12 protein-coding genes are annotated in these 12,488 nt (G+C 61.1%); 8 read left to right on the top strand and 4 right to left on the bottom strand.

Annotation, left to right across the window (positions count from 1 at the left end; genetic code table 11):
- Nucleotides 1-198 precede the first annotated feature (198 nt).
- The gene (locus tag BFP90_RS23385; protein ID WP_065893969.1) at nucleotides 199-1,767 is read right to left on the bottom strand and encodes a phospholipase D family protein; all 1,569 of its coding nucleotides are present in this window, start codon (nucleotides 1,765-1,767) and stop codon (nucleotides 199-201) included.
- A 61-nt stretch (nucleotides 1,768-1,828) separates the two neighbouring features.
- Nucleotides 1,829-3,253, bottom strand: a complete 1,425-nt coding sequence (locus BFP90_RS23390) for an aminotransferase-like domain-containing protein (protein WP_065898087.1) — start codon at nucleotides 3,251-3,253, stop codon at nucleotides 1,829-1,831.
- A 165-nt stretch (nucleotides 3,254-3,418) separates the two neighbouring features.
- Between BFP90_RS23390 and BFP90_RS23395 the strand changes: the two genes are divergently transcribed.
- The gene (locus tag BFP90_RS23395; RefSeq protein WP_065898088.1) at nucleotides 3,419-3,643 is read left to right on the top strand and encodes a DUF1127 domain-containing protein; all 225 of its coding nucleotides are present in this window, start codon (nucleotides 3,419-3,421) and stop codon (nucleotides 3,641-3,643) included.
- On the opposite strand, the gene BFP90_RS23400 is transcribed toward BFP90_RS23395, so the two are convergent.
- Entirely contained in the window at nucleotides 3,644-4,936 is a 1,293-nt protein-coding gene (locus BFP90_RS23400; RefSeq protein WP_065898089.1) for an NAD(P)/FAD-dependent oxidoreductase, read from the bottom strand.
- Nucleotides 4,937-5,050: 114 nt separating this feature from the next.
- Here BFP90_RS23400 and BFP90_RS23405 point away from each other — a divergent pair, with 114 nt between their 5' ends.
- Nucleotides 5,051-5,404, top strand: coding sequence for a YkgJ family cysteine cluster protein (locus BFP90_RS23405; protein ID WP_065893967.1), 354 nt, complete (start codon nucleotides 5,051-5,053; stop codon nucleotides 5,402-5,404).
- A gap of 217 nt (nucleotides 5,405-5,621) precedes the next feature.
- Here the strand turns inward: BFP90_RS23405 and BFP90_RS23410 are convergent, their stop codons facing one another.
- Nucleotides 5,622-6,110, bottom strand: coding sequence for an Lrp/AsnC ligand binding domain-containing protein (locus BFP90_RS23410; protein ID WP_003176896.1), 489 nt, complete (start codon nucleotides 6,108-6,110; stop codon nucleotides 5,622-5,624).
- A 156-nt stretch (nucleotides 6,111-6,266) separates the two neighbouring features.
- On the opposite strand from BFP90_RS23410, the gene dadA reads away from it, so the two are divergent.
- From dadA to BFP90_RS23440, 6 genes are all read left to right on the top strand, one after another.
- The gene (gene dadA, locus BFP90_RS23415; RefSeq protein WP_065898090.1) at nucleotides 6,267-7,568 is read left to right on the top strand and encodes a D-amino acid dehydrogenase; all 1,302 of its coding nucleotides are present in this window, start codon (nucleotides 6,267-6,269) and stop codon (nucleotides 7,566-7,568) included.
- Nucleotides 7,540-7,893 carry a RidA family protein gene (locus BFP90_RS23420; protein ID WP_065898091.1) on the top strand — a complete coding sequence of 118 codons (354 nt, stop codon included), beginning with the start codon at nucleotides 7,540-7,542 and terminating at the stop codon, nucleotides 7,891-7,893. The genes dadA and BFP90_RS23420 overlap by 29 nt, the downstream gene beginning before the upstream one ends.
- Nucleotides 7,894-7,970: 77 nt before the next feature.
- Nucleotides 7,971-9,044, top strand: coding sequence for an alanine racemase (gene alr, locus BFP90_RS23425; protein ID WP_065898092.1), 1,074 nt, complete (start codon nucleotides 7,971-7,973; stop codon nucleotides 9,042-9,044).
- Nucleotides 9,045-9,160: 116 nt separating this feature from the next.
- The gene (locus BFP90_RS23430) at nucleotides 9,161-9,709 is read left to right on the top strand and encodes a cupin domain-containing protein (protein ID WP_065886958.1); all 549 of its coding nucleotides are present in this window, start codon (nucleotides 9,161-9,163) and stop codon (nucleotides 9,707-9,709) included.
- 180 nt (nucleotides 9,710-9,889) lie between these two features.
- A complete protein-coding gene (locus tag BFP90_RS23435) occupies nucleotides 9,890-10,306 on the top strand; it encodes a c-type cytochrome (RefSeq protein WP_065893963.1) in 417 nt (138 codons plus the stop codon).
- A 134-nt stretch (nucleotides 10,307-10,440) separates the two neighbouring features.
- A complete protein-coding gene (locus tag BFP90_RS23440) occupies nucleotides 10,441-12,363 on the top strand; it encodes an acetyl-CoA hydrolase/transferase C-terminal domain-containing protein (RefSeq protein ID WP_065898093.1) in 1,923 nt (640 codons plus the stop codon).
- The last annotated feature ends 125 nt before the right edge of the window (nucleotides 12,364-12,488 follow it).

Genomic DNA, 12,488 nt, shown 5'->3' on the forward strand with positions numbered 1-12,488 from the left:
CGGGTTACCCACGGATTCAAGCCTGCGTTCGGCCAGCGTGGTTTAACGGGGCGCCTAGGATCACAAGCAGGTCAAGATCAAAAGCCAGATCAAGAGCGGCTCGCTTCGCATCGTGGTTACGGTTGGGTGCTACGGTGGTGTGTAGATACGTATGGCAATCGGGGGCAAGCCCCCTCCCACATGGGGTATACCTGATTTTTAGAGCATACGCTCCAGGCCGACACTGGTGGCGAACCAGGCATTGAACCGGCGCCACCAACTGCCGGGCTCCCGGGTCAGGGTGTGCAACTGGCCGTTATCTTCCGTCACCCACACGATCTGCCCATCCTGCAGTTTCGCCTCGTAGCTCAGCGCTGGCGCCATCCCTTGCAGCGCCAGGTTGCGTACGTGTTCCGCCAGTTCCGGGCTGTCCACCAGTACGCCGACTTCGGTGTTCCACAGCACTGAGCGCGGATCGAAATTGAATGAGCCGATAAACGATTTTTCCCGATCGAAAATCATCGCCTTGCTGTGCAGGCTGGAGTCGGAGCCGTGCAAGCTGCCGCGACGAAACAGGTGCGGCCCGCTGCTTGCGCTGGGGTCGCCGGGTTGTCGGCGCAGCTCATAGAGTTTCACGCCATGCTCCAGCAGCGCCTTGCGATAGGGCGCGTAGCCGCCGTGCACGGCGGGTACATCGGTGGCTTCAAGGGAGTTGGTCAAAAGGTTCACCGACACGCCCGCATCGGCGCGGCCCGTCAGGTACACCAGCCCGGGCGGCCCGGGAACGAAGTACGCCGAAATCATGATCAGCTCACGGCTGACGCCCTCCAGCTCCGGCGCCAGTTGCGTGGTGAGGAGCAATTGCGGGTCCGGGTCGGCCCTGGCCAGCACCTTGCTCGGGGCATCCCACAGCGCCTGGTTCCAGGCCCATATCAGCTCGCGACGCCAGATATCCATGCGCGGCTGGGTCTGGTAGGTGCGCAGGCGGTTATACAAGGCGTGGTTCTGCTGGCGCGATTGGGTCAGCGAGGCCTCCAGGCGCCCGCGCGCGACAGCGAGGTCGATCCTGGAAGGCATCGTTGAGACAAACTCATCGATAGGCTTGCTCAGCGCGCTGTTCCAGTACTGATCGAAACTGTGACCCAGTTGCTCGGCCACCGGCCCGACACTGAGCATGTCGATATCGGTGAAGTTCAGGTTGGGTTCGGCATCGAAATACTCATCCCCCAGGTTGCGCCCGCCCACGATCGCCACGCTGTTGTCGGCCAGCCACAGTTTGTTGTGCATGCGCCGGTGTTGCAGCGACAGGTTGAACAGGCGCCCCATGGCACGTGTCACCCCGGTGCTACGCCCCAGATGCAAAGGGTTGAACAGGCGAATGTCGATGTTGGGGTGGGCGGCAAGCGTCGCGATGATCTGGTCGAGCCCGTCGCTGGTGGTGTCGTCCAGCAGGATGCGCACGCGCACGCCGCGGTCGGCGGCCTTGAGCAGTTCATCCACCAGCATGCGCGTGCTGATACCGTCATGCACGATGTAGTACTGCAAGTCGAGGCTGGTCTGGGCGTTGCGGATCAGTTCGGCGCGGGCCATGAACGCTTCGCTGCTGTTGGGCAGCAGGCGAAAGCCGGAGCGGCCCTGATACGGTGCCGCCTGGGCCTGGATCGAACGGCCGAAGGAGGACTGCGCCGCCGGTAGCGCATCACTGGGCACGCGCGGTGTGTAGGCCGTCGCGCAGCCACCCAGTGCCAGTGCTCCCAACAGGAAAAGCGGTAAAAGCCGTTTAATCATCAAGGAAGCGGCATCCAGGTCAGGCGTTTGTCGGCATATGACGGCAATTGCTCGGAAAAGGTCAGTCTGCCCCTTCGGCCAGCAGGGCGTGCGCAGCGGTACCGACCTTGCGCACCGCCTCTTCAATCTGCGGCGTCGGTTTGGCAGCGTAGTTCATACGCAGGCAATTACGGTATTTGCCGGATGCAGAAAAGATGCTGCCTACGGCCACCTGAACCCCTTGGTCCATCAGCGTACGGTTGAGCTTGAGGGTATCGAAGCCCTCCGGCAACTCTATCCACAGCATAAAACTGCCCTGGGGCCGGCTGGCCCGTGTGCCGGCGGGGAAGTAGCGGCTGACCCAGTCGAGCATCAGGTCGCGATTACGCTGGTATTGCGTGCGCATCCGGCGCAAATGCGGTTCGAAATAGCCGCCCTTGAGAAATTCCGCAATCGCAATCTGCGGCTGGGTGGCGGTCGAGCCCGTGCTGATGTATTTCATGTGCAGCACCCGGTCCAGGTAGCGCCCCGGCGCGACCCAGCCAATGCGCAGGCCGGGCGCCAGGGTCTTGGAGAACGAACTGCACAGCAGGACGCGGCCGTCTTCGTCGAAGGATTTGATCGTGCGCGGGCGCGGGTAGCTGTAGGCCAGTTCGCCATACACATCGTCCTCGATGATCGCCACGTCGAAGCGCTGGGCCAGGGTCAGCAGTGCGCGTTTGCGCGCCTCCGGCATGATGTAGCCCAATGGGTTGTTGCAGTTGGGAGTGAGCTGGATGACCTTGATCGGCCACTGTTCCAGCGCCAGTTCCAGGGCTTCAAGGCTGATGCCGGTGATGGGGTCGGTGGGGATTTCCAGGGCTTTCATGCCCAGGCCCTTGAGGGTCTGCATGGCGCCGTGGAAACTTGGCGAATCCACCGCAACGATATCGCCGGGCTCGCAAATCGCGTGGATGCTGGCGGACAACGCCTCGTGGCAGCCGGTGGTGATGACGATATCCTCGGCCGTCAGTTGGCAACCGGAATCCAGCGACAGTCGCGCGATTTGTTCGCGCAATTCCATACAGCCCATGATGTTGTCGTAGTAAAGCCCCGGCAGATCCTGGCGGCGGCTGACGCGGGCCAGGCTGCGAAGTAACGGTTTGAGGGTGGGCGATAACACATCCGGCATGCCACGGCCCAACTGTATGGTGTCTTTGCGCGGCACGGCACGAATCAATTCCAGCACCTGGTCCCACTGGGAAATCTCTACCGGCCGCTGGGCCGGGCGACCCACCTCGGGCAGCGCCGGCAGTTCGCGGCCCGCCGGCACAAAATAGCCGGACTTGGGCTTGGGCATCGCCAGGCCATTGTCTTCCAGCAATCGATAGGCTTGCTGCACGGTGCTCAGGCTGACCCCGTGTTCCACACTCAATGCGCGTACGGAAGGCAGACGGTCGCCGGGCCGATAGAAGCCTTGTTCGATACGGGTGCCCAGCAATTCGGCAAGGTTGACGTAAAGGGTCACGGCGGTCACTCCCAGCAGACCAGTACAGATAGGGGAAAAATACAGGATTCAGCCGTGCATAGGCAGTCTCTGTATGGATTTAATAAAGGGAGGCTGAATCTGTATTGGTTGTGCTCGCTCGCTCATTCTAGTCACTCAAGGCGGCAAGCTAACGAGGGACGGCAAATGAATGGCATGAGCGATGTGCGGCTGGCGTTACATAGCCAGGAACTGGAAGCCGAGCAGGAGCGGGCGCCAACTCTGCCTGGCGGAAATCGGTGGAGCCTGTTCTGGCGCCGCCGTCATACACGCAAGGCCTTGCTCATGCTGACGCCAGAGCAATTGCGCGATGTGGGGCTGACGGCAGAGCAGGCACGCCATGAAGGCTTGAAGGCTTTCTGGCGCGATTGATCAGACCAGTTCCTTGAGGCGGTGCCAGAGCATCCCCAGGGCCAGCAGCGGCGAGCGCAGGTGTTTACCACCCGGGAAGGTCATGTGCGGCACTTGGGCGAACAGGTCGAAGCGCCCTTGTTGCTGGCCGCTGATGGCTTCGGCCAGCAACCTGCCGGCCAGGTGCGTGGCGTTGAGGCCATGGCCTGCGTAGGCCTGGGCGTAATACACATTGGGTTGATCTGCCAGGCGCCCGATCTGCGGCAACCGATTAGCGCCGATGCCGATCATGCCGCCCCACTGGAAGTCGATCTTCACGTTGGCCAATTGCGGGAACACTTGCAGCATCTTTGGCCGCATATAGGCGCCAATGTCGCTCGGGTCGCGCCCGGAATAGTGGCAGGCGCCGCCGAACAACAGGCGGCGATCGGCGGACAGACGGAAATAGTCCACCGTTACCCGCTGGTCGCACACCGCCATGTTCTGCGGCAACAGGCTGGCGGCTAGCGCTTCGCTCAAGGGTTCGGTGGCGATGATGTAGCTGCCGGCGGGCAATATCTTGCCACTCAAGTGCGGGTTGAGGTCGTTGAGGTAGGCGTTGCAGGCCAGCACCAGGGTCGTGGCATGTACCTGGCCTTGGGCGGTGTGCACCTTGATCTGCGCGCCGTAGTCGATGCGCGTCACCTCGGACTGCTCGAACAATTGCACGCCCAGTTGCCGGGCAGCGCCGGCTTCGCCCAGGGCGAGGTTGAGCGGGTGCAGGTGCCCGGAACCCATGTCGATCATTCCGCCTACATAGCGGTCGGAGCCGATCACGCTGGCCATCTCGCCGGCTTCCAGCAGGCGTACTGGATGGCGATAACCCAGGCTGCGCAGCTCTTCGGCGTCTTCGGCGAGACCCTGCAGGTCGCGGGGCTTGTTGGCGAGGTCGCAGTAGCCCCAGGTCAGGTCGCAGGGGATCTGGAAGCGCTCGACGCGCTCGCGTACGATCTCCACCGCTTCCAGGCCCATCAGTTTCATCTGGCGCACGCCGTCGGTGCCGATCACCTTGGCGAACTGGTCAAGGCCGTGGCCGACGCCGCGAATCAGTTGCCCGCCGTTACGCCCACTGGCGCCCCAACCGATCTTGCGCGCTTCCAGCAGCACGACGCTGAAGCCGCGCTCGGCCAGTTCCAGGGCGGTGTTGAGCCCGGAATATCCCCCGCCAATCACGCAGACATCGGCGCGCACCTCACCCGTCAACGCCGGGTAATCGGGGTGCGGCACGCTGCTGGCGGCGTAGTAGGACGCGGTGTGCCGGGCGCTGGCGATCATGGGGGCCTCCCTGTTTGGAAAATTTGACGCAGGATACAACGGTCGGACGAAGCTGTCTGCGCGGGGCGTTTTGAGTCAGAATCCACGCCTATTCGCCGTTCGGTGTGTGTTTCGATGAGTTGCAACAGTCAGAAAATCAGCGCGCTGCGTCGACAGATTCCTTCGTTCGAGTGCGTTCCCGGTTGTCACGACTGCTGTGGGCCGGTCACCACTTCGCCCGAAGAAATGTCACGCCTGCCGCGCAAGACAGCTGCCGAGCAGGCAGCGGCCATGGATGAGCTCAATTGCGTGCACCTGGGGCCCAACGGCTGCACCGTGTATGACGAGCGCCCGCTGATCTGTCGCCTGTTCGGCACCACCAAGACCTTGCCGTGCCCCAATGGCCGGCGGCCGGTGGAACTGATTCATCCACGGGTTGAAAAGCAGATCCACGCGTACATGGCGAGTACCCGACAGGTACTGGTGTAGCGGATTTACTCGGTCAGTGTGGGAGGGGGCAAGCCCTAATGCCGTCTGTAGGAGCGAGCTTGCTCGCGAAAAACTCACAGGCACCGCGTTCATTCAGAAAGCACGCGTTATCGTTGACCTTTTTCGCGAGCAAGCTCGCTCCTACAGAGGGCGGTGCAGGCTTAACTGACTGGCATTAGGGCAAGCCTCCTCCCACATTTGATTGAGTTGTGTCAGGTTAATCGGGGATCGGCAGGTTAAGGCTCTCTTTCACCTCTTCCATCACGATGTAGCTCTTGGATTCGCGCACATGGGGCAATTTGAGCAGAATATCGCCGAGTAATTTGCGGTACGAGGCCATCTCGGAAATCCGCGCTTTCACCAAGTAGTCGAAGTCTCCGGACACCAGGTGACACTCCAGCACATGCGGTAGCTTGAGCACCGCGCGGCGGAACTCTTCAAACGTGTCGCCGGACTTGTAATCCAGGCTGATCTCGACAAATACCAGCAAACTCCCTTTCAAATGCTGCGGATTGAGCCGTGCGTTGTAGCCCATGATGATCCCTTCGCGCTCCAGGCGCCGGACTCGCTCGGTACAGGGCGTCGTCGACAGCCCGACCTTTTCCCCCAGTTCCGTGAACGAAATGCGCCCATCGGTTTGCAGGATGCGCAGGATGTTGCGGTCGATCTTGTCCAGCTCCCGCTTGGTCTGAGTGTTGGTACGCATAGGGGATACGCCTCTGTGAAAAGCATTTTTGCCGAGAATTGTCGCCAAATATAGGCATTTATATAGTGAAATGCACTGGTGATTGTTTTTTACACTGCGCCCATCATTGCTCGAATAACACACGTCAGCGGCTCAGCCCGTGATGAGGATATAAAAATGCGCGTTCTGGTCTTGGGTAGCGGCGTCATTGGCGTGACCAGTGCCTACTATTTGGCTCGGGCCGGCTTTGAGGTCGTCGTGGTCGACCGTCAACCCGCCGCCGCCATGGAGACCAGTTTCGCCAACGCCGGCCAGGTGTCTCCAGGCTATGCGTCGCCATGGGCCGCGCCGGGCGTGCCGCTCAAGGCGATCAAGTGGCTGCTGCAACGCCATGCGCCACTGGCGATCAAGGCCACCGCCGATATCGACCAATACCTGTGGATGGCGCAGATGCTGCGCAATTGCACCGCCAACCGATATGCGGTGAACAAGGAGCGCATGGTTCGCCTCTCCGAGTACAGCCGCGACTGCCTTGATGAACTGCGCGCTGAAACCGGGATTGCCTACGAAGGGCGCAGCCTGGGGACGACCCAACTGTTTCGCACCCAGGCCCAGCTCGATGGCGCGGCCAAGGACATTGCCGTGCTGCAGGAGTCCGGCGTGCCCTTCGAATTGCTCGACCGTGCCGGCATCGCCCGGGTCGAGCCGGCCCTGGCCAACGTCACCGACATTCTCGCCGGTGCGCTGCGCCTGCCCAACGACCAGACGGGCGATTGCCAGATCTTCACCACGCGCCTGGCCGACATGTGCAAGCAGTTGGGCGTTGAGTTCCGCTTCGAACAAGACATCCAGCGCCTCGATTTCGCCGGCGACCGCGTCAATGGCGTGTGGATCGATGGCAAGTTGGAGACCGCCGACCGCTACGTGCTGGCGCTGGGCAGTTATTCGCCCAAGCTGCTCAAGCCGCTGGGGATCAAGGCGCCCGTTTACCCGCTCAAGGGCTACTCGCTGACCGTGCCGATCACCAACCCGGCGATGGCGCCGACCTCGACCATCCTCGACGAAACCTACAAAGTCGCGATCACCCGTTTCGACAACCGCATTCGCGTCGGCGGCATGGCTGAGATAGCCGGTTTTGACCTGTCGCTCAACCCGCGTCGGCGTGAAACCCTGGAGATGATCGTCAACGACCTTTATCCTCATGGCGGCGATTTGGCCCAAGCCAGTTTCTGGACCGGTCTGCGCCCGACCACACCCGATGGCACACCGATTGTCGGTGGCACTCCGTTCAGGAACCTGTTCCTGAATACCGGCCACGGCACCCTCGGCTGGACCATGGCATGCGGCTCCGGACGTTTGCTGGCCGACCTGATGGCGAAGAAAACCCCGCAGATCAGTGCCGAAGGCCTCGATATCTCCCGTTACGGCAATCACCAGGAGTCCGCAAAACATGTCCATCCAGCGCCAGCTCACCAATGAACGCATGAGTCAGATCGTTGTTCACAACGGCACCGTGTACCTGGCGGGCCAAGTGGGCGACGACATGAATGCCGGCATTGAGCAGCAGACCCGTGAAACCCTGGTCAACATCGAGCGTTTGCTGGACCTGGCCGGCACCGACAAGACCCGCTTGCTGTCGGTGACGATCTATTTGAAAGACATCGATGCCGATTTCGCCGGTATGAACGCGGTGTGGGACAAGTGGTTGCCAAAAGGTGTCGCCCCGGCCCGCGCCACGGTTGAAGCCAAACTGTGTGAGCCGAATATCCTGGTAGAGCTGTCCGTCGTGGCTGCACTGCCTTAATACACATCCCTCTTGCGGTGCCGATGTTGTCGGTTGGCACCGGTTTTCTTCACTCTGCCGCCTAGAAGCCTGCCGCCATGCGTCCTGCCCGTGCCCTGATCGACCTCCAAGCCCTGCGTCACAACTACCAATTGGCCCGCGAAGTCAGCGGGGCCAAGGCCCTCGCCGTGATCAAGGCGGACGCCTACGGCCACGGCGCGGTGCGCGTAGCCCAGACGCTGGAAGCCGAGGCCGATGGGTTTGCGGTGGCGTGCATCGAGGAGGCCCTGGAGCTGCGCGCCGCCGGGATACGTGCACCGGTACTGCTGCTGGAAGGTTTTTTCGAAGCCGACGAGCTGACGCTGATCATCGAGCAGGACCTGTGGTGCGTGGTGCATTCATTGTGGCAACTGGAGGCGATCGAGCAAGCCACGCTGGGCAAGCCGCTGACCATCTGGCTCAAGCTCGACTCGGGCATGCACCGAGTCGGCCTGCACCCCAAGGATTTCCAGGAGGCGTACAAGCGTCTGCTGGCCAGTGGCAAGGTCGCGAAGATCGTATTGATGAGCCATTTCGCCCGTGCCGATGAGCTCGATTGCGCAAGCAGCAGCGAACAAGTGGCGGTATTCGAAGCGGCTCGCCAGGGTCTGGCGGCTGAAGTCAGCCTGCGCAATTCCCCGGCCGTACTGGGTTGGCCGAGTGTGCCCAGCGACTGGGTGCGTCCTGGCATCATGCTCTACGGTGCCACGCCTTTTGGTGATGACCAGGCTATCGCCGCACGTTTGCAGCCGGTGATGACCCTGGAGTCGAAAATCATTTGCGTACGTGAACTGCCGGCGGGAGAGCCGGTGGGTTACGGGGCCAGGTTCATCACGCCCAAAGCGATGCGTATCGGCGTGGTGGCCATGGGGTATGCCGACGGCTACCCGCGCCACGCGCCCACGGGCACACCGGTGCTGGTCGCCGGTCAGCGCAGCCAGTTGCTGGGCCGGGTGTCCATGGACATGCTGTGCGTCGACCTGACGGATGTGCCCCAGGCGGGGCTGGGTTCCACGGTGGAGTTGTGGGGCAAGAATATCCTCGCCAGCGACGTCGCGACTGCGGCTGAAACCATCCCCTATCAGCTTTTCTGCAACCTGCGCCGAGTGCCAAGGCTCTATTTGGGCGCTTGATCGCCAGGTACGAATGCCGCTGCCCAGGATTTAGGCCCAAGTGTTGTAAATACTGAACGCTGTCGCCATGATAACGCTCAATTACAACAAAGCCTGAATCCCAGGAGGCACCTGCATTGGACGTCGGCGAACGACTGCAATCCATCCGTAAACTCAAAGGTCTTTCCCAGCGCGAGCTTGCCAAGCGCGCGGGCGTCACCAACAGCACCATTTCGATGATCGAGAAAAACAGCGTCAGCCCCTCGATCAGTTCCCTGCGCAAGGTACTGGGCGGCATTCCCATGTCCATGGTGGAATTCTTTTCCGAAGAGATCCTCCAGGAAATACCCACGCAGGTCGTCTATAAAGCCAATGAGCTGATCGACATCTCCGACGGTGCCGTGACCATGAAGCTGGTAGGCCGAGCGCACCCGAGCCGGGCAATCGCGTTCCTCAATGAAATCTACCCGCCAGGCGCCGACACGGGCGAAGAAATGCTCACCCATGAAGGCGAAGAAACCGGAATCCTGGTGGAAGGGCGCCTGGAGCTGGTGGTCGGTCTTGAAACTTTTGTGCTCGAAGCAGGCGATAGCTACTACTTTGAAAGTACCAAGCCCCATCGTTTTCGCAATCCGTTCGACGTGCCGGCGCGACTAATCAGCGCAGCCACACCGGCGAACTTTTAAAACAGAAGGCGCCCTGCCAGCGTTGCAGGGTTCGCGCAGCTGTAAACCGTGAGGCTGAATCTCCCTTTATTTAATAGGGTTGTTTCGGCCAGGCGGGCTAACCGCTATACTTTCGCCGCCTGCGAAACCGTGGCCGCAGGCGTGAATAGCCACCATGAGGGTGAACGCGTGAACCTAATTATGAAAATGCTGGCTGCACCAGCAACCGTACTGGCCCTGTGGGCTGGCAGCGCTCAAGCTGCGACCAACGATGACATCGCCAAGCGCCTGGAGCCTGTGGGCCAGGTTTGTGTCCAGGGCCAGGAATGCAAAGGGATGGAGGTTGCTGTGGCGGCGGGCGGCGGCGGCGGTGCCAAGACGCCGGATGAAGTGATCGCCAAACATTGCAACGCATGCCATGGCACTGGCCTGCTGAGTGCGCCGAAAATCGGCGATGCGGCAGACTGGGGTAAACGTGCCAAAGAGCAGGGCGGCCTCGACGGGCTGCTTGCCAAGGCCATCACCGGCATCAATGCCATGCCGCCTAAAGGCACCTGCGCCGATTGCTCGGATGATGAGCTAAAAGGTGCGATCGAGAAGATGTCCGGCTTGAAATAAACCGATCTTCGTCAAAACAGCCGCTTATGGGCGGCTTTTTTGTGCCCCAGATTTGTGTTTCAACACTGTTCTTTGCAGCAAAGACCCGCCACGCTCTGTCCAACCCCTAATCATGGAATGTTCAGGAGGGTCGGATGGTGCAGTTGTGTTCAATCGAGCAAGCAGTTGACGACGTACTGGCGCGGTTGCCGGCGCATATCCACATGGGCATGCCGCTGGGGTTGGGCAAGCCCAACCTGTTCGTCAATGCGCTGTACCGGCGCATCGCCAAGTTGCCTGAGCGGGCGCTGACCATCTACACCGCGCTGAGCCTGGGTCGCCCGTCCCTGGGGGATGGGTTGCAGAAGCGCTTTCTCGAACCTTTTATCGAGCGCGTGTTTGGCGATTATCCCGAACTGGATTTCCTCGCTGACCTGCACAAGGGCAGCCTGCCGAAGAATATCCGCGTGCAACAGTTCTTCATGCAGCCCGGCAGCCTGCTCCACAGCGACTCGGCGCAGCAGGATTATGTCAGCAGCAACTACAGCCATGCCGCCCGTGATATCAATGCCGCCGGCCTGAACCTGGTGGCGCAACTGGTTGCCAGCAGCGCCGAGCATCCCGACCGCCTGAGCCTGAGCTGCAACCCGGATATCACCCTCGACCTGCTCCCCATGATCGCCAAGCGTCGCGAAGCCGGGGAAACCATTCTGGTGGTTGGCCAGGTTCACACTGAATTGCCCTACATGCCCGGCGATGCGGAATTGGGCATGGACGCATTCGACTACCTGCTCGACGAAAAAGACAGCACCACGCTGTTTTCCACGCCCAACATGCCGGTGGGATTCCAGGACCATTTTATCGGCCTGCATGCCAGCACCCTGGTTCGCGATGGCGGCACCTTGCAGATCGGCATCGGCTCCATGGGCGATGCGCTGACCGCCGCCTTGCTGGCGCGCCAGGCCGACAACGAAGCCTATCGATTGCTGCTGACCGACCTGGATGTGTACCAGTGGGCGCCCTTGATCAGTCGTGAGGGTGGCGTCGATCCGTTCGCCCGGGGCCTTTATGGTTGCAGCGAAATGTTCGTCAACGGCATGCTGGTGCTGGCGGATGCCGGCATCATCCGGCGCAAGGTGTACCCGGATGTGGCGACCCAGGAGCAAGCCAATGCCGGGCTGCTCGACGATGCGGCGCAGCCCGATGGCATCTCCATCCATGGCGGTTTCTTCCTTGGCCCGCGCAGTTTCTACCAGCGCTTGCAGGAGATGAGCCACGCCAAGCGGCTGGAATTCAACATGACCCGCATCAGCTATATCAACGAGCTGTACGGCCAGGAAGAACTCAAGCGTTTGCAGCGCCAGGATGCACGATTCGTCAACAGTGCGATCATGGTGACGTTGCTCGGTGCCGGTGTGGCCGACCAGTTGGAAGATGGCCGCGTGCTCAGTGGCGTGGGCGGGCAGTACAACTTCGTTGCCCAGGGCCACGCGCTGGAGGATGCGCGTTCGATCCTGATCCTGCGCAGCTGGCGCGAGTCGGGGGGAGAGGTCAGTTCCAATATCGTCTGGGAATATGGCCATTGCACCATTCCCCGGCACCTGCGCGATATCGTCATTACCGAGTACGGCATTGCCGACTTGCGGGGGCAGGCGGATGCCAAGGTGATTGAAGCGTTGCTCAATATCACTGACTCGCGCTTCCAGGGCGATTTGATCGAGCAGGCGCAAAAGGCCGGCAAGCTGCCCAAGGATTTCAAGCTGGACCCGCGTTTTGCCGACAACACACCGCAACGGCTCCAGGCGATTCAAGCCAGGCACCGACGCCTGTTCCCGGAGTACCCGTTGGGCAGTGACTTTACGGACGAGGAGCGGGACCTGTTGCGGGCGCTGAACTGGCTCAAGAGCAAATTCAAGCTCACGGAGATGCTGGAACTGGGCAAGGCGGCGCTGGACGCACCGGAGCCGGAGGCGTTTCCCGAGCACCTTGAGCGGATGCGCTTGGATCAGCCGGAGGGATTCAAGGAAGACCTGTACCAGCGCCTGTTACTCGCCGGCCTCCAGGCCACCGCACACTAAAAGCCAATAGCGAGCAAATGTGGGAAGGGGCTTGCCCCCGATGACCATAGGTATCTACACAACTCTGTAGCGCTCAACCGTAACCACGATGCGAAGCGAGTCGCTCTTGATCTTGATCTGCTTTT

Source organism: Pseudomonas sp. 24 E 13, from assembly GCF_900004715.1.
Taxonomy (GTDB): Bacteria; Pseudomonadota; Gammaproteobacteria; order Pseudomonadales; family Pseudomonadaceae; genus Aquipseudomonas; species Aquipseudomonas orientalis_A.

Bases quoted from the DNA above. Each gene is read 5' to 3' on its own strand.
- BFP90_RS23385 (WP_065893969.1), bottom strand. From the start codon at position 1,767: ATGATTAAACGGCTTTTACCGCTTTTCCTGTTGGGAGCACTGGCACTG.
- BFP90_RS23395 (WP_065898088.1), top strand. From the start codon at position 3,419: ATGAATGGCATGAGCGATGTGCGGCTGGCGTTACATAGCCAGGAACTG.
- BFP90_RS23405 (WP_065893967.1), top strand. From the start codon at position 5,051: ATGAGTTGCAACAGTCAGAAAATCAGCGCGCTGCGTCGACAGATTCCT.
- dadA (WP_065898090.1), top strand. From the start codon at position 6,267: ATGCGCGTTCTGGTCTTGGGTAGCGGCGTCATTGGCGTGACCAGTGCC.
- BFP90_RS23420 (WP_065898091.1), top strand. From the start codon at position 7,540: ATGTCCATCCAGCGCCAGCTCACCAATGAACGCATGAGTCAGATCGTT.
- BFP90_RS23400 (WP_065898089.1), bottom strand. From the start codon at position 4,936: ATGATCGCCAGCGCCCGGCACACCGCGTCCTACTACGCCGCCAGCAGC.
- BFP90_RS23435 (WP_065893963.1), top strand. From the start codon at position 9,890: ATGAAAATGCTGGCTGCACCAGCAACCGTACTGGCCCTGTGGGCTGGC.
- alr (WP_065898092.1), top strand. From the start codon at position 7,971: ATGCGTCCTGCCCGTGCCCTGATCGACCTCCAAGCCCTGCGTCACAAC.
- BFP90_RS23440 (WP_065898093.1), top strand. From the start codon at position 10,441: ATGGTGCAGTTGTGTTCAATCGAGCAAGCAGTTGACGACGTACTGGCG.
- BFP90_RS23410 (WP_003176896.1), bottom strand. From the start codon at position 6,110: ATGCGTACCAACACTCAGACCAAGCGGGAGCTGGACAAGATCGACCGC.